Origin of the sequence: Azonexus sp. (assembly GCF_041909095.1) — a bacterium.
Taxonomy (GTDB): Bacteria; Pseudomonadota; Gammaproteobacteria; order Burkholderiales; family Rhodocyclaceae; genus Azonexus.
The window spans coordinates 103,085-117,416 of record NZ_JAYREB010000008.1 but is presented as its reverse complement, the minus strand read 5'-3'; the positions used below and the strand labels follow the sequence as shown (position 1 = coordinate 117,416).

Below are 14,332 nucleotides of genomic sequence, written 5' to 3'. Positions count from 1 at the left end.
AAAGACCGGCCCCGTGCATGGAACTGCTGACCCAATTCATCGACATCGTCCTCCACCTCGACGTTCACCTTGCCCTGCTGGTCCAGCAGTACGGCCTGTGGATTTACGCCATCCTCTTCTTCATCATCTTCGCCGAGACCGGTTTCGTCGTCTTTCCCTTCCTGCCCGGCGATTCGTTGCTCTTCGTTGCCGGGGCGCTGGCCGCGCTCGGTCAGGGTGGCATGGACATCACCACCTTGTGCGCCGTCCTGCTCGCCGCCGCGGTGCTCGGTAACACGGTCAATTACCAGATCGGCCGCTTCCTCGGGCCGAAGGTCTTCCACTGGGAAAACTCGCGCATCTTCAACAAGGCGGCGCTGCAGAAGACGCACGCCTTCTACGAGATCCACGGTGGCAAGACGCTGATCATCTCGCGCTTTCTGCCGCTGTTTCGCACCTTCGCGCCCTTCGTCGCCGGCATCGGCGCGATGTCCTGGGCAAAATTCACCTTCTTCAATCTGATCGGCGCTGCCGCCTGGGTGCTGTCGCTGTGCCTGGCCGGCTACTGGCTGGGCAACCTGCCCTGGGTCAAGCAGAACCTGTCGCTGTTGATTCTCGCCATCATCGCCGTCTCGCTGCTGCCGGCGGCGATCGGTTACCTGCAGCACCGGCGGGCCGCCCGATGCGCTGGCTGATCGTCGCCGTCCTGGCGCTGACGCAGCTTGCCTGCGCGACCAAGCTGGGGCGCGACGGCCGCACCGAGACGACGGTCAACGCCCGCTACCTGCTGAAGACCGAAGTCGACCGCATCACCGACAGCAGTCGGCGTGAGGTCGTCGATGGCCTGCTGCTGATCGCCGACAAGCTCTACAAGCGCAACCCGCGCGAATGGAAGCAGTCCGGCGCGGCCAGTCGCGAGGCGGCAGTGCTGCGCCTGCGCCAGCGGGTCAGCGCCGACTGGCCGGAACTGCGCGGCCAGCGCGAACGCCTGGCGGCGAACCTGGCCTTTGCCGAGGAATTTGCCGGCGATCGTGTGGCGGCGCTGATGTTCGGCCTGCTCACCATGGTCGATGCGGCTTACGAGCACAAGGACGAGTTCTACATGCTCGACGGCCTGAACGAGACCAAGCTGTACAACGCCGCGCGCAACATGGAGATCGCCATCTGGAAGCTGGGCCACGACCGCCGCGCCAGCGGCGAATTCTTCCTCCTGTCGAACGAACTCGACCCCGGCAACCGCAATATTTCCTTCGAGCGCGAATTCGGCCGCATCATCGGCCTGCTCGATTTCATGGCGCAGATCGTCGCCGACCGCAACGGCCGCACGCTGTCGCGTTTCACCCAGTCCCTGGCGACCGCCGTCTTTCTTCCCGTAGGTCTCTGAACATGAAAAAGATCGTCATCCTGATTTCCGGCCGTGGCAGCAACATGGAGGCACTGATCGCCGAACGCGACGGCGGACGCCTGCCGGTCGACATCGCTGCCGTGATCAGTAACCGGCCGGCCGCCAAAGGGCTGGAGACCGCCGACGCCGCCGGCATCGCCACCCGCTGTCTCGATCACCAGGCTTACGCCGGGCGCGCCGAGTTCGATGCCGCGCTGGCCGCCTGCATCGACGAATTCGCGCCCGACCTGGTGATCCTTGCCGGCTTCATGCGCATCCTGACGCCAGACTTCGTGCGGCATTACGAAGGCCGCCTGCTCAACATCCATCCCTCGCTGCTGCCGTCCTTTCCCGGCCTGCACACGCACCAGCGGGCGCTCGACGAAGGGGTGCGCATCCACGGCTGCACCGTGCATTTCGTTACCGCCGAACTCGACCACGGGCCGGTCGTCATCCAGTCCGCGGTGCCGGTGCTGGACGGCGACGACGAGGCGAGCCTGGCGGCGCGCGTGCTGCGCCAGGAACACCGCATCTATCCGCAGGCCGTGCGCTGGCTGGCCGAAGGCCGGGCGCGTCTGGTCGACGGCCGGGTCGTGCTCGATGCCACGCTGGTTGACGATGCGGTACTGATCGCCCCCAGTCTGCGCTGATCCGGATGCGTTACATCCTGGTCCTTGCCGTCGCCTTGTCCGTGCTGGTGCACGCCCTGGCCTTGTTCGGCATCGATTTCGGGATGTTCGGCGAGCCGCCGGAAACGCAGCCCTTGCTGGCCGAGCTGCGGTCGCCGCCGCCAGCGCCCGCGCGGCCAGCGCCCGCGCCGCCACCGCCCGCGGCGCCACCGCCCGCGGCGCCGGAAAACCCGCCGCCGCTTCCGGAAACGCCGCCGGCAAGCGTGGTGCCACCGCTCGTGCCGCCCAGTGGCGCGGCAGAGGAAGCCCTGACGCCGGGCGAACTGCTGCCGCCCGAGGTGACATCCGCGCCGCACCCGCCAGCACCCGCCGCACCACCGCCGGCGGCACCGGTACTGGCCGGCAGCGGCCGCCTCGCCTTCGTCGTCGTCAAGGACTCGCTCGGCATGCAGATCGGCCGCGCCGAGCATCGCTGGGACTTTCCCGGCGACGGCACTTACCGCTTGCAAGCGCTGATCGAGACCAGCGGCCTGGCCGCGCTGATCAAGCCGCTGCGCCAGGAGCACGAGAGCCGCGGCCGGCTGGGGCCGGGCGGCCTGCAGCCGGAAAGCTTCCGCATCCTGCGCAACGGCGTGTCGCGCGGCGAGGACGCCGATTTCGACTGGGAGACGCGCCAGGTCCGGCTGCAGCGCGACGGCAGCGTGCAGTCGGTGGCCAGTGGCAGCCAGGACCTGCTCTCGCTCAACTACCAGCTTGCCTACCTGGCGGCGCCGGAAAACGGCAGCACGATCGGTGTCGTCACCGGCCGCAAGTACCAGCCCTACAGCCTCGATGCCTTCGGGGAGGAAACCATAGAAACGCCGGCCGGCAGTTTCCGCACCCTGCACCTGCGGGCCGCCGGCGACACCATCAGCGAAATCTGGATCGCCCTCGACCGTTGGCGACTCCCGGTTAAAATCCGCTTCACCGACAAGAAGGGCGACAGTTACGAATTGCGCGCCACCGAGATAGATATTACCGAGGCCGAACCGCAGTGACCACGAAAGCCCGTTTCACTCCCGCCCTGTTTGCCCATGCCGAACACCTGCTCGGCCAGTTGCTGCGTTTCGACCACCCGGCCGACGCCGTTGTTTCGCATTATTTCCGTGAGCACCGCCAGCTTGGCCACGCCGACCGCGCCTTCGTTGCCGAGACGGTGTTTGCCTTCCTGCGCCGCCGGCGCAGCCTGGACGCCCGTTGCGGCGAACGCCCGGACAACCGGCAGCGCCTGCTGGCGACGCTCGCCGTCGCCCGCGGCTGGAGCCAGCGCGAGCTGGCGCCGGTGCTGAAGGCGAGCGAGGAGGCCTGGCTCGCCGGGGTCAAGGCGGTGCGCGATGACGACCTGCCGCCGGCGGTGCGCTGCGACCTGCCGGACTGGCTCTACGAGCGCCTGCTCGCCCAGTACAGTGCCGAGGAAATCCGCGCCCTGGCCGCCGCCCTCAACCGGCCGGCGCCGCTCGACCTGCGCGTCAATACCCTGAAGACCGACCGCGAGCGGCTGCTTGCCCGGCTCGCCGGCGACGGCATCGGCGCCGCCCCGGGGCGCTGGTCGCCGCTCGCCGTGCGCCTGCGCGACAAGCCGGCGCTGGCCAGGAACCCGGCCTTCCTCGATGGCAGTTTCGAGGTCCAGGACGAGGGCAGCCAGTTACTCGGCCTGCTGCTCGAAGCGCGGCGCGGCGAGCTGGTCGTCGACTTCTGCGCCGGCGCCGGCGGCAAGACGCTGCTGCTCGGCGCGCAGATGAAGAACACCGGACGTCTCTACGCCTTCGACGTTTCCGACAAGCGCCTGGCCAACCTGAAGCCGCGCCTGGCCCGTTCCGGGCTGTCCAACGTCCATCCGGTGCGCATCGAGCATGAGCGCGATCTCAAGGTCAAACGCCTGGCCGGCAAGGCCGACCGCGTGCTGGTCGACGCGCCCTGTTCAGGGCTTGGCACGTTGCGCCGCAATCCCGACCTGAAATGGCGCCAGGATGCCGGCGCGGTTGCCGAACTGACCGCCAAGCAGGCCGCCATCCTGGCCTCGGCGGCAACGCTGGTGCGCCCTGGCGGGCGTCTGGTGTACGCGACCTGCAGCCTGCTGCGCGAGGAAAACGCAGCGATCGTCGAGGCCTTCCTCGCCGCCCATCCGGCTTTCGTGCTGCTGCCGGCGGACGGCGTGCTGGCGCGCTTCGGCATGGCACTGCCCGGCGCCATGCTGCAACTGCTGCCGCAACTGCACGATACCGACGGTTTCTTCGCCGCCGTCCTGGAGCGTCAGGCATGAACGATTCCGGTGTCGCTTTCGGCAAGCTGATCGGCAATCTCCTCGCCGATTTCCGCGAACCGAGCTTCATCTGGCAACTGGCAGCGCTGCTGCTCAGCCTCGGGCTGGCCTGGAGCATTGCCCGCTGGTGGCGGGCGACGCATCCGCAGGAGGCGGGCTGGCATCTGCGCCAGGTCGGTAGCCGGCTGGCCTTCCCCTTGTCCGGCATGCTGCTGACCGGGGTCGCGCTGCTGATCCTGAAAAATTTCTTCCCGGTCACCTTGCTCAAGCTGGCGATGTCGCTGCTCGGCTCGATGGCGCTCGTGCGCGGCGTCGTCTTCGTGCTGCGCCAGGCCTTTCCCGGCGCCGGCTGGCTGGCCGCCTGGGAAAAGCTGATCGCGAGCCTGGTCTGGGGCTGGCTGGCGCTCTACATCACCGACCTTGCGCCGCATGTGGTCGATGCGCTGGAGCAGGTCGATTTCACGATCGGTAAGCAACACCTCAACCTGTGGCTGATTTTCAGCGGCATCGTCACCGTCTTCCTGACTGTCGTTTTCGCCTTGTGGATCGCCGGCGTCATCGAAGGGCGCCTGATGCGCATGCAGTCGCTCGATGGCAACCTGCGCATCGTCGGCGTGCGCGTCGCCAAGGCGGTACTCACCGTGGTCGCCGTGCTCGCCAGCCTGGCGTTGGTCGGCATCGACATGACGGCGCTCTCGGTGTTCACCGGGGCGCTTGGTGTCGGTCTCGGTTTCGGCCTGCAGAAGATCGCCAGCAACTACGTTTCCGGTTTCATCATCCTGCTCGACCGCTCGATCCGCATCGGCAACATCGTCCAGGTCGGCACCGACAGCGGCACGGTCACCCAGATCACGACCCGTTACACGGTGCTGCGCCATCCCGGCGGTACCGAATTCATCGTTCCCAACGAAACCCTGATCGGTAGCACGGTGCAGAACCAGACCTACTCCGACAACCGCATGCGTTTGTTCACCACGGTCGGCGTCGCCTACGACAGCGATCTCGAACTGGCGATGCGCCTGATGGTCGAGTGCGCGCAGCGCCAGGAGCGGGTGCTCGCCGATCCGGCGCCGAGCGTGCTGCTGACCCAGTTCGCCGATAGCAGCATCAATCTTGAGCTGGGTTTCTGGGTTGCCGATCCGGAGAACGGCAAGATGAACGTCGTCTCGCTGATCAACCTCGACATCTGGCGCAGTTTCCGCGAACACGGCGTGCAGATTCCCTTCCCGCAGCGCGAGGTCCGGCTGCTCGGCGGCGTGCCGCAGGGGGTTTCCTGAAGCCTTTGCTTCATGCCTTTGGCTTGAAACAATGTCGTTGACATTGCTTGTGCCGCGGCCTATTTTGCCTGGCTCTGCAAGGAAGCTGGTGGAAAGGCGGGCGATTGATGAAGGCAGCAAATATTCTGGCCGGTATCCTGGCTGCCCTGGTGGTATCTGGCGCCGCGGCGCAGCAGGAAGATACCGCGGGCGCCGCCCCGCCACTGGTTGAAATCGCCGAAGCGCGTTGGGCTTCCGCGGTCGATCCCGGATCGCGGCAGCCGGCCGTTCTCCTCAACGACGCCCGGGCGCGCCGACCGCTGGTACTGTGGATGCGGATCCGGGCCAGCGAGGCGGCGCTCGCTCGTCTCGAGCAGGCGGGGCGCCTGCCGATCCGCCATCGCTGGTTCCGCGAGAGTTTCGCCGGCGTGCAGGCCGAGGGGCAGACCGAGATGACCGATTCGATCGCTCTCAGCGCCGGCAGTCGCGAACTGCTCACCGCGCTGCGCCAGGAAGTCAGCGCGCGCGGTCATTTCGACTGGCGGACCTGGAGCGCCAAGGCGCGCCCCGGTCCTGGGCGGTGGAGCGTCGCCGTCGTCTATGCCGACCGTACGCCGGTTCTGTGCGACGGCGGCGAACCCTGTCGCTACTCGATCACGGTGAAATGACATGGAGCCGACCCCGCACGCCAACCCGGTACTGCGCCGCGCCATCGCCGAAGCCGACCTGTTGCTCGCCTACGCCGCCGAGAATGGCATCGAACTCGACGACGGCGTACTGGCCACCATCGTCGGCGCCCGACAACTGCCGGACGTGGCTGCCGATGCGGCGGCGGTGGCGGCGACGACCAGGTTCTGGGAAGCCTATGGTAGTCTGGCCCGTGCCGTACAGCCGGTCAGCTCGGACAGCATCGAGGCGACGATGAGCCGCCAGGGCCGGCGTGGCTTTGGCGGCCGGCTGCTCGACCAGTTGTTCGGCCCCAAGCTGACGACGCTGGCCGAGCGCAGCATCTACCGCTTCTCGCTCGCTTCCTTCGTCGTCCTCGTGCTGCTGCTGGCGGTGCAGATGTACTGGGTGATCGGCAACCGGCTCGAAGCCCAGGCGGCACAACTGGTCGCCGAGGCGGAGCGGGTCGGCGAACGGCTGGCGACGCTGAACAAGGCGCAACTCGCCGACGACGACCGGGAACTGCTGAAGCTCGAGGCGGCCGGCGAGCAACTCGATCTCGATCTGGCGATCCGCGTCGCCGCCCTCGAACAGTGGAACGATATCTGGCGCGCCCTGGTGCCCGGCATTGCCCGCCGCAGTGCGGCGCTCGCCGAGGCCGCCGGCAGTTCCAGTCCCTTCTCGACGATGCGCAAGGCGAGGCTGGAGGCCAGCCTGGCCAAGGAATGTGTCGAACTCTACCTGCTGCCGCTGCTCTACGGTCTGCTCGGCAGTTGTCTGCACGTGCTGCGCACGCTGGCCGCCGGCATCGAGCGCCGGACCCATGTCGCCGGTCGTCTCTATCAGGTGCGCATCTATACCGGCGGGCTGACCGGGCTGGTCATCGCCTGGTTCGGCGTTGGCGGCGATGCGGCGAGTCCGCTCGCCTCACTGACCCCGTTCGCCCTGGCTTTCCTTGCCGGCTACAGCGTCGAACTGCTGTTCGCCTTCATGGACCGTCTGGTGTCGGCATTTGTCGGGCGCGGCGAAGCCTTGCCGGGGTCTGGCGGCGGCGCCGCGAAGTAGGGCGGCGCGGGCTTATTTAACAATGTTGGTGGATTGTGTTGTTACTACCAACGGCATATACTTGTCGCAGCACATTGATCTGTCTGGACTTTTTATGCTGCCTGGGACGATGAACAAATTTCTCTTCCGGATCAGAACGCGCAACGGCGTCCTCGTCGACCATCTTTCCTTTTACGGGCGCGATGAGGACGAGGCGCGGCGCAAGGTGGCGCAGATCTACAAGCACTGCGAAGTGCTCGAATGCACGCAGCGGCGGGTCAGCATGAACGGTCGTCTGGGGACGGTCAATTACGAGAGTCTGACGCTGCCGCTCAGTTTGTCTTGAGTGGCAGGCAGCCGCGTTCGGCCAGTTCGGCGAGCAGGCTGCGGTAGTCGTGGGCGCCGCTGCTTGAGGCGTTGTGACGGAAGACGTCCTGCTGCAGTGAGGGGCTTTCGGCGACGGTCACGTTTTCCGCAATCACCACGTCAAGAACGTCGTCGCCGTAGCGCTCGCACAGGCGCTGGCGCACGTCTTCGCTCATGCGGCGGCGACGGTCGAAACGGGTCAGCAGGTAGGTCCGGTTGACGCGACGCTTCATCACCGGTTCGAGCACCTGCAGCGTGCGCGTGATATGTTCGGCGGCCTGCAGCGACAGGTAGTCGGTCGATACCGGGATGAGCAGCGTGTCGCAGGCGAAGATGGCGTTGAGCGCCAGGACACCGATGTAGGGACAGCAGTCGATCAGGCAGTGGCGGTCGGGATGTTCCGCTTCCAGCGCGTCGAGGCCGAGGCGCAGCTTGTTGAGAACCGCCGGTCCCTTGCCGAAGATCGAATCCACCTTGATCAGTTGCTGGTGGGCCGGAATCAGGCTGCCGATGTGCTCCCATTCGACTTCCAGTGACTGCAGCGACTGCTGATCCTGGAAAAAGGCGAACAGGCTCTGGTCGGAAGCGAGCGGGATGTTGCCGTGGATGCTGGAGAGGTGGCCTTGCGGATCGAGATCGATAAGCAGTGGGGCGTTTCCCGAACGATGCAGGGCGGCCCCGAGGTTGAGCGCGGTGGTCGTTTTACCGACGCCGCCTTTCTGGTTGAAAATGGCGATTCGCATGGTGTGGCCGTTCTATACAAGGCGCTATTTTTCACTTAACATTCAGCTTTCTGCAACTCTTTCCGGTTATTTTCGCCGGTCCGCGTTGCAATCGTTCCGGCGGCGATGGCCGCCGTTTTCGTTTTATGGGGTCTGCCTCATGTCGCATGTCATGAACACCTACGCCCGCCTGCCGGTGGCTTTCAGCCACGGCAAGGGCAGCCGGGTCACCGATACCGAGGGCCGCGAGTACCTGGACGCGCTGTCCGGGATCGCCGTCAATACCCTGGGCCACGCCCATCCCAAGCTGGTCGCGGCGATCGCCGAACAGGCCGGGCGCCTGATCCACACTTCCAACCTCTACGGTGTCACCGGCCAGGAAAAACTGGCCGACAAGCTGTGCGCGCTGTCCGGCATGCAGGAAGTGTTCTTCTGCAATTCCGGCTGCGAAGCCAACGAGGCGGCGATCAAGCTGGCGCGTTTTTACGGCCACAAGAAGGGCGTTGAGCTGCCAACCATCATCGTCATGGAAAAGTCCTTCCACGGGCGGACCATGGCGACCTTGTCGGCGACCGGCAACTACAAGGTGCAGGTCGGCTTCGAGCCGCTGGTCGGCGGCTTCGTCCGCGTTCCCTACGGCGATCTCGACGCCATCCGGGCGGTCGCCGAGCACAACCGCAACATCGTCGCGGTGATGCTGGAAGTGATCCAGGGCGAGGGCGGCATTCACCTGCGCGATGCTGCCTACTACCGCGGCTTGCGCGAAATCTGCGACGCCCACGAGTGGCTGATGATCTGCGACGAAGTGCAATGCGGCATGGGCCGCACCGGCAAGTGGTTCGGCTACCAGCAGGTCGGGGTCCAGCCGGACGTCGCGACGCTGGCCAAGGGCCTCGGTTCCGGTGTGCCAATCGGCGCCTGCATGGCCGGCGGCCGCGCTGCCGGGCTGTTCGGGCCGGGTAACCACGGCTCGACCTTCGGCGGCAACCCGCTCGCCTGCACGGCGGCGCTGACCACTCTCGACTGCATCGAGGAAGAAGGTCTGCTGGCCAACGCCGAACGCATCGGCGCGCTGATCCGTCAGTGCCTGGCCGAAGGCCTGGCCGGCACTTCGGGCGTCGTCGATATCCGCGGCCACGGCCTGATGATCGGCGTCGAACTCGATCGTCCGTGCGGCGCGCTGGTTGCCCAGGGGCTGGCTGCCGGCCTGCTGATCAACGTCACCGGCGACACCGTGATCCGCCTGCTGCCGCCGCTCAACTTCAGCGAGGCCGACGCCCGCGAACTGGTGGCCCGCATGCTGCCGCTGATCAAGGCCTTCCTGGCGGGGTGAGACGATGGCGATCAAGCATTTCCTGCAGTTCAAGGACTTCACCCGCGAAGAACACCAGTACGTCTTCGAGCGCACGCGCTGGATCAAGGACCAGTTCAAGTCCTACCAGAAGTACTGGCCGCTGACCGACCGCACGCTGGTGATGATCTTCGAGAAGGCGAGCACGCGCACCCGCCTGTCGTTCGAGGCTGGTGTCCAGCAGCTCGGCGGCTCGGCGATCTACCTGAACACCCGTGATTCCCAGCTCGGGCGCGGCGAGCCGGTCGAGGATGCGGCGCAGGTCATCTCGCGCATGAGCGACCTGGTGATGATCCGCACCTTCGAGCAGGACATCATCGAACGCTTCGCCGCCAACTCGCGCGTGCCGGTGATCAACGGCCTGACCAACGAATATCACCCCTGCCAGATCCTCGCCGACATCTTCACCTACATCGAGCACCGCGGCTGCATCAGCGGCAAGACGGTGGCCTGGGTCGGCGACGCCAACAACATGTGCAACACCTGGCTGCAGGCGGCCGACGTGCTCGACTTCAAGGTGCACGTGTCGACGCCGCCCGGCTACGAGTTGAACCCGGAGCTGATCGCCGGGGTCGACCCGTCGCGCTACGCGGTTTTCGCCGACCCGATGGACGCCTGCCGCGGCGCCGACCTGGTCACCACCGACGTGTGGACGTCGATGGGCTACGAGGCGGAGAACGAAGCGCGCATGAAGGCCTTCGCCGATTGGTGCGTCGATGCAGAGATGATGGCGGTCGCCGATCCGAAGGCGCTGTTCATGCACTGCCTGCCGGCGCATCGCGGCGAGGAAGTGACGGCGGACGTCATCGACGGTCCGCAGTCGGTGGTCTGGGACGAGGCGGAAAACCGCCTGCACGTTCAGAAGGCCCTTATGGAATACCTGCTGCTCGGCCGCCTCAAGGTCTGATCGGCATTGTCAAAACGAAACTGGAAAAGCAAATGAGCGACGTCAAGAAAGTGGTTCTCGCCTATTCGGGCGGTCTGGATACCTCGGTCATCCTCAAGTGGCTGCAGGACACCTATCAATGCGAGGTGGTGACCTTCACTGCCGACCTCGGCCAGGGCGAAGAGCTCGAGCCGGCGCGCGCCAAGGCGCTTAAGTTCGGCATCAAGCCGGAAAACATCTTCATCGACGACCTGCGCGAAGAGTTCGTGCGCGACTTCGTCTTCCCGATGTTCCGCTGCAATACCGTCTATGAAGGCGAATATCTGCTCGGTACCTCGATCGCCCGCCCGCTGATCGCCAAGCGCCTGATCGAGATCACCAACCTGACCGGTGCCGACGCCATCTCGCACGGCGCCACCGGCAAGGGCAACGACCAGGTCCGCTTCGAACTTGGCGCCTACGCGCTGAAGCCGGGCGTCAAGGTGATCGCGCCGTGGCGCGAATGGGACCTGCTGTCGCGCGAGAAGCTGCTCGCCTACGCCGAACAGCACGGCATCCCGGTCGAAATGAAGCACAAGCAGGGCGGTTCGCCGTACTCGATGGACGCCAACCTGCTGCACATCTCCTACGAAGGCCGTCACCTGGAAGACCCGGCGGCCGAAGCCGAAGAAAGCATGTGGCGGTGGACGGTGTCGCCGGAAGCCGCTCCGGATGCGGCCGAATACCTCGATATCGAATACGAGAAGGGCGACATCGTTGCGCTGAACGGCGAGCGCCTGAGCCCGGCCCAGGTGCTGACCAAGCTCAATCAGCTCGGCGGCAAGCACGGCATCGGCCGTCTCGACCTGGTCGAGAACCGCTACGTCGGCATGAAGTCGCGCGGCTGCTACGAAACCCCGGGCGGCACGATCATGCTGCGCGCCCACCGCGCCATCGAGTCGGTCACCCTCGACCGCGAAGTCGCCCACCTCAAGGACGATCTGATGCCGCGCTACGCCAGCCTGGTGTACAACGGCTACTGGTGGAGCCCGGAGCGCGTCGCGCTGCAGACCCTGATCGACCACACCCAGCAGAACGTCAATGGCTTCGTCCGCCTCAAGCTGTACAAGGGCAACGTGATCGTCGTCGGCCGCGATTCGAAGACCGATTCGCTGTTTGACTCGACCATCGCCACCTTCGAGGACGACGCTGGTGCCTACGACCAGAAGGATGCCGGCGGCTTCATCAAGTTGAACGCACTGCGCATGCGCATCGCCGCCAACCTGAAGGCGCGCAAGGGCGGTTGATCGGTGGAGGGTACCGTATTCGGCTTCAACGAGGAGCAGATCGCCGACTTCTTCTCGACCTGGGGAGTCGGTGCCTTCATCCTCTACATGCTGTTCATCATCGGCGAGATCGCCTGGCGGTCGAAGGCTGGCAAGACGGGGACCTTCGTCCTCTTCTTCGTGCTGGCCTTCGGTATGCTCGGCTTCATCGCCAAGTCCGTGATCCAAAAACTCTGGGGTATCTGAGATGTCGCAATACGACAACGTTTCGGTGGTCAAGGCCGCCAATGTTTACTTCGACGGCAAGTGCGTCAGCCACACCGTCATCCTCGCCGACGGCACCAAGAAGACGGTCGGCGTGATCCTGCCGGCCAGTCTGACCTTCAACACCGGCGCGCCGGAAATCATGGAAGGCGTCGGCGGTGCCTGCCGCGTCAAGCTCAAGGGCGAGAACGAGTGGAAGACCTACGGTGCCGGGGAATCGTTCAACGTGCCGGGCAATTCCAGCTTCGAGATCGCCTGCGACGAGCCCTATCACTACGTCTGCCACTTCGGGTGAGCCAGCATGCCATCCTTTGACTTCACCTCCGAAGCCGACATGGTGGCATTGAAGAATGCCGTCGATGTCGCATCGCGCCAGATCGAAAACCGCTACGACTTCAAAGGCACTTCGGCCAAGGTCGAGCTGAACGAGAAGGACAAGCTGATCACCCTGTGGGGCGATTCCGAGTTCCAGCTCGACCAGATCAAGGACCTGCTTTTCCCGGCCATGGAAAAGAAGGAAAAGGACAGCGTCAAGCGTCTCGACGTGCAGAAGATTCAGAGCGTTTCTGGCAACAAGTCGAAGCAGGAAATGAAGATCCGCGACGGCATCGACAGCGAACTGGCGAAGAAGATCGTCAAGCTGATCAAGGACGCCAAGCTCAAGGCGCAGGCCTCGATTCAGGGCGACGCGGTGCGCGTTTCCGGCAAGAAGATCGACGAACTGCGCGAGGCGATCGCGCTGGTCCGCTCGAAGATCACCGACTTCCCGATCAAGGACGGCAACTACCGCGACTGATCGCTGGCAACGGACCCGCCGGGCGGCTTCGGCCGCCCGCTTGCGTTTACCGGCGCAGCTCGGCGATCCAGGCGGTGTACAGGCGGTCGGACAGCGCGCGCATCACCGGCAGGTGTTCACTGACCTGACCGTTCATCTCGTCCGGCGTCTGCACGCTCGGCAGGTCGCCGACGGCGAGCGCCTCGTCGGCCCACTGGCTGGTCCAGGTGGCGATCATTTCCGGCGTCATCTCGACGTGGCACTGCATGCCCAGGTGCGGGCCGAGCACGTACATCTGGTTGGCGCAGTAGGCGTTGGCGAACAGGCGGGTGGCGCCGGGCGGGATGCTGAAGGTTTCGCCGTGCCACTGGAAGACGGTATTCGCCTGGCCGGCGAAGTCGCCCAGCCAGCGGCGAGCGATTTCATTGTCCTCGGCGAGCGCCTCGCCCCAGCCGATTTCCTTGACCGCGTTCTTCGTCACCTGGCCACCGAGTGCCTTGCTGATCAGCTGGCCACCCAGGCAGTGGCCGATGACCGGGATGTCGCGGGCGACGGCGTCGCGGATCAGGGCGCAGATCGGATCGATCCACGGCAGCGGGTCATTGACGCTCATCGGCCCGCCCATGAAGCAGAGACCGGCGTATTCCTCGGCGCTGGCGGGTACCGCTGCGCCTTCGTCGACGGCGATCAATTTCCATGGAATCCCTTGTCGCTCAAGGAATATGGCAAAATAGCCCGGACCTTCGGTGGGGGAGTGACGAAAGATGGCAACGGGTTTCATGGCGGTACTCGTAAAGCGTTTCCGGATGCCGCATTTTACGCTGGCATGCCTGGCCTGTCTGAGCTCAGTCGCCCTGGCGCAGGAAGTCGGCCTGGCCGGCGTCATGGGCAGCAAGGCACTGCTCATGATCAACGGCGCGCCGCCGCGGGCGGTGCCGGTCGGCAGTACGGTCGACGGGATCAAGGTGCTGTCGGTGCAGGGTGATCAGGCGGTGATCGAGATGGGCGGCCGCAAGCGGCCCTTGCGCGTCGGTCAGCACGCGGTTGGCCTGGCGTCCGACGGCGCCAGCGAGAAGATCGTGCTGACCGCCGACGGCCAGGGACATTTCGTCACGCTCGGAACGATCAACGGCGCTTCCGTGCGCTTCCTGGTCGATACCGGGGCGAGCATGATTTCCCTCGGCGCCAGCGATGCGCGGCGCATGGGGCTGGATTTCAACCGTGGCCAGAAGGGGTTTTCGCAAACCGCCAACGGCCAGACCATGATCAGCGTGGTCAAGCTGGACAGCGTCCGCGTTGGCGGCGTCACGCTGCACCAGGTTGACGCGGCGATCCACCAGCATGACCTGCCGATTGCCCTGCTCGGGATGAGTTTTCTCAACCGGATGGAAATGCAGCGCGACGGCAGTACGATGACGCTGAAAAAGCGCTACTAGGAGAGAG

At 65.4% G+C, this 14,332-nt stretch carries 18 protein-coding genes; 16 read left to right on the top strand and 2 right to left on the bottom strand.

Features of this window, described 5'->3' with window-relative positions:
- Positions 1 to 17 precede the first annotated feature (17 nt).
- The 9 genes from ACE3OV_RS14555 (at position 18) to ACE3OV_RS14515 (ending at position 7,606) form a co-directional block, all read left to right on the top strand.
- Positions 18 to 674 (top strand): DedA family protein, encoded by a 657-nt coding sequence (locus ACE3OV_RS14555; protein WP_374328104.1) that lies wholly within the window; start codon positions 18 to 20, stop codon positions 672 to 674.
- Complete coding sequence (locus ACE3OV_RS14550; RefSeq protein ID WP_374328103.1) at positions 662 to 1,363, top strand: hypothetical protein; 702 nt, start codon at positions 662 to 664, stop codon at positions 1,361 to 1,363. The genes ACE3OV_RS14555 and ACE3OV_RS14550 overlap by 13 nt, the downstream gene beginning before the upstream one ends.
- 2 nt (positions 1,364 to 1,365) lie before the next feature.
- Complete coding sequence (purN, locus tag ACE3OV_RS14545) at positions 1,366 to 2,013, top strand: phosphoribosylglycinamide formyltransferase (RefSeq protein WP_374328102.1); 648 nt, start codon at positions 1,366 to 1,368, stop codon at positions 2,011 to 2,013.
- 5 nt (positions 2,014 to 2,018) lie between these two features.
- On the top strand, positions 2,019 to 3,029 hold the full coding sequence (locus tag ACE3OV_RS14540; protein WP_374328100.1) for a DUF3108 domain-containing protein: 1,011 nt from the start codon (positions 2,019 to 2,021) through the stop codon (positions 3,027 to 3,029).
- The gene (locus ACE3OV_RS14535) at positions 3,026 to 4,294 is read left to right on the top strand and encodes an RsmB/NOP family class I SAM-dependent RNA methyltransferase (RefSeq protein ID WP_374328098.1); all 1,269 of its coding nucleotides are present in this window, start codon (positions 3,026 to 3,028) and stop codon (positions 4,292 to 4,294) included. The genes ACE3OV_RS14540 and ACE3OV_RS14535 overlap by 4 nt, the downstream gene beginning before the upstream one ends.
- The gene (locus ACE3OV_RS14530; protein ID WP_374328096.1) at positions 4,291 to 5,571 is read left to right on the top strand and encodes a mechanosensitive ion channel family protein; all 1,281 of its coding nucleotides are present in this window, start codon (positions 4,291 to 4,293) and stop codon (positions 5,569 to 5,571) included. Before ACE3OV_RS14535 ends, ACE3OV_RS14530 begins: the two co-directional genes overlap by 4 nt.
- A 107-nt stretch (positions 5,572 to 5,678) precedes the next feature.
- Positions 5,679 to 6,218 (top strand): hypothetical protein, encoded by a 540-nt coding sequence (locus ACE3OV_RS14525; protein WP_374328094.1) that lies wholly within the window; start codon positions 5,679 to 5,681, stop codon positions 6,216 to 6,218.
- Position 6,219: 1 nt separating this feature from the next.
- Positions 6,220 to 7,281: a hypothetical protein gene (locus ACE3OV_RS14520; protein ID WP_374328093.1), complete on the top strand. Its 1,062-nt coding sequence runs from the start codon at positions 6,220 to 6,222 to the stop codon at positions 7,279 to 7,281.
- A 109-nt stretch (positions 7,282 to 7,390) separates the two neighbouring features.
- Positions 7,391 to 7,606 carry a hypothetical protein gene (locus ACE3OV_RS14515; protein WP_374328092.1) on the top strand — a complete coding sequence of 72 codons (216 nt, stop codon included), beginning with the start codon at positions 7,391 to 7,393 and terminating at the stop codon, positions 7,604 to 7,606.
- Here ACE3OV_RS14515 and ACE3OV_RS14510 read toward each other — a convergent pair.
- On the bottom strand, positions 7,593 to 8,369 hold the full coding sequence (locus ACE3OV_RS14510) for a ParA family protein (RefSeq protein ID WP_374328091.1): 777 nt from the start codon (positions 8,367 to 8,369) through the stop codon (positions 7,593 to 7,595). The genes ACE3OV_RS14515 and ACE3OV_RS14510 overlap by 14 nt on opposite strands.
- Before the next feature lie 139 nt (positions 8,370 to 8,508).
- On the opposite strand from ACE3OV_RS14510, the gene ACE3OV_RS14505 reads away from it, so the two are divergent.
- From ACE3OV_RS14505 to ACE3OV_RS14480, 6 genes are read left to right on the top strand one after another with little or no spacing between them, the layout of a single operon-like run.
- Positions 8,509 to 9,681, top strand: a complete 1,173-nt coding sequence (locus tag ACE3OV_RS14505; RefSeq protein WP_374328089.1) for an aspartate aminotransferase family protein — start codon at positions 8,509 to 8,511, stop codon at positions 9,679 to 9,681.
- A 4-nt stretch (positions 9,682 to 9,685) separates the two neighbouring features.
- Positions 9,686 to 10,606 carry an ornithine carbamoyltransferase gene (gene argF / locus ACE3OV_RS14500; protein ID WP_374328087.1) on the top strand — a complete coding sequence of 307 codons (921 nt, stop codon included), beginning with the start codon at positions 9,686 to 9,688 and terminating at the stop codon, positions 10,604 to 10,606.
- A gap of 32 nt (positions 10,607 to 10,638) precedes the next feature.
- Entirely contained in the window at positions 10,639 to 11,871 is a 1,233-nt protein-coding gene (locus tag ACE3OV_RS14495; RefSeq protein ID WP_374328086.1) for an argininosuccinate synthase, read from the top strand.
- A gap of 3 nt (positions 11,872 to 11,874) precedes the next feature.
- Positions 11,875 to 12,096, top strand: coding sequence for a DUF2788 domain-containing protein (locus tag ACE3OV_RS14490; protein ID WP_374328084.1), 222 nt, complete (start codon positions 11,875 to 11,877; stop codon positions 12,094 to 12,096).
- Position 12,097: 1 nt separating this feature from the next.
- Positions 12,098 to 12,409 carry a pyrimidine/purine nucleoside phosphorylase gene (locus ACE3OV_RS14485; RefSeq protein ID WP_374328082.1) on the top strand — a complete coding sequence of 104 codons (312 nt, stop codon included), beginning with the start codon at positions 12,098 to 12,100 and terminating at the stop codon, positions 12,407 to 12,409.
- A gap of 6 nt (positions 12,410 to 12,415) precedes the next feature.
- The gene (locus ACE3OV_RS14480) at positions 12,416 to 12,910 is read left to right on the top strand and encodes a YajQ family cyclic di-GMP-binding protein (RefSeq protein WP_374328080.1); all 495 of its coding nucleotides are present in this window, start codon (positions 12,416 to 12,418) and stop codon (positions 12,908 to 12,910) included.
- Positions 12,911 to 12,956: 46 nt separating this feature from the next.
- Here the strand turns inward: ACE3OV_RS14480 and ACE3OV_RS14475 are convergent, their stop codons facing one another.
- The gene (locus tag ACE3OV_RS14475; protein WP_374328077.1) at positions 12,957 to 13,670 is read right to left on the bottom strand and encodes a type 1 glutamine amidotransferase; all 714 of its coding nucleotides are present in this window, start codon (positions 13,668 to 13,670) and stop codon (positions 12,957 to 12,959) included.
- Here ACE3OV_RS14475 and ACE3OV_RS14470 point away from each other — a divergent pair.
- Positions 13,669 to 14,325, top strand: a complete 657-nt coding sequence (locus ACE3OV_RS14470) for a TIGR02281 family clan AA aspartic protease (protein ID WP_374328075.1) — start codon at positions 13,669 to 13,671, stop codon at positions 14,323 to 14,325. The two genes, ACE3OV_RS14475 and ACE3OV_RS14470, sit on opposite strands and share 2 nt — an antisense overlap.
- The last annotated feature ends 7 nt before the right edge of the window (positions 14,326 to 14,332 follow it).

Coding starts and splice junctions, on each gene's coding strand:
- ACE3OV_RS14470 (WP_374328075.1), top strand. CDS start 13,669: ATGGCGGTACTCGTAAAGCGTTTCCGGATGCCGCATTTTACGCTGGCA.
- ACE3OV_RS14495 (WP_374328086.1), top strand. CDS start 10,639: ATGAGCGACGTCAAGAAAGTGGTTCTCGCCTATTCGGGCGGTCTGGAT.
- ACE3OV_RS14550 (WP_374328103.1), top strand. CDS start 662: ATGCGCTGGCTGATCGTCGCCGTCCTGGCGCTGACGCAGCTTGCCTGC.
- ACE3OV_RS14525 (WP_374328094.1), top strand. CDS start 5,679: ATGAAGGCAGCAAATATTCTGGCCGGTATCCTGGCTGCCCTGGTGGTA.
- ACE3OV_RS14510 (WP_374328091.1), bottom strand. CDS start 8,369: ATGCGAATCGCCATTTTCAACCAGAAAGGCGGCGTCGGTAAAACGACC.
- purN (WP_374328102.1), top strand. CDS start 1,366: ATGAAAAAGATCGTCATCCTGATTTCCGGCCGTGGCAGCAACATGGAG.
- ACE3OV_RS14520 (WP_374328093.1), top strand. CDS start 6,220: ATGGAGCCGACCCCGCACGCCAACCCGGTACTGCGCCGCGCCATCGCC.
- ACE3OV_RS14475 (WP_374328077.1), bottom strand. CDS start 13,670: ATGAAACCCGTTGCCATCTTTCGTCACTCCCCCACCGAAGGTCCGGGC.
- ACE3OV_RS14480 (WP_374328080.1), top strand. CDS start 12,416: ATGCCATCCTTTGACTTCACCTCCGAAGCCGACATGGTGGCATTGAAG.
- ACE3OV_RS14505 (WP_374328089.1), top strand. CDS start 8,509: ATGTCGCATGTCATGAACACCTACGCCCGCCTGCCGGTGGCTTTCAGC.
- ACE3OV_RS14485 (WP_374328082.1), top strand. CDS start 12,098: ATGTCGCAATACGACAACGTTTCGGTGGTCAAGGCCGCCAATGTTTAC.
- ACE3OV_RS14530 (WP_374328096.1), top strand. CDS start 4,291: ATGAACGATTCCGGTGTCGCTTTCGGCAAGCTGATCGGCAATCTCCTC.
- ACE3OV_RS14540 (WP_374328100.1), top strand. CDS start 2,019: ATGCGTTACATCCTGGTCCTTGCCGTCGCCTTGTCCGTGCTGGTGCAC.
- ACE3OV_RS14555 (WP_374328104.1), top strand. CDS start 18: ATGGAACTGCTGACCCAATTCATCGACATCGTCCTCCACCTCGACGTT.
- ACE3OV_RS14515 (WP_374328092.1), top strand. CDS start 7,391: ATGAACAAATTTCTCTTCCGGATCAGAACGCGCAACGGCGTCCTCGTC.
- argF (WP_374328087.1), top strand. CDS start 9,686: ATGGCGATCAAGCATTTCCTGCAGTTCAAGGACTTCACCCGCGAAGAA.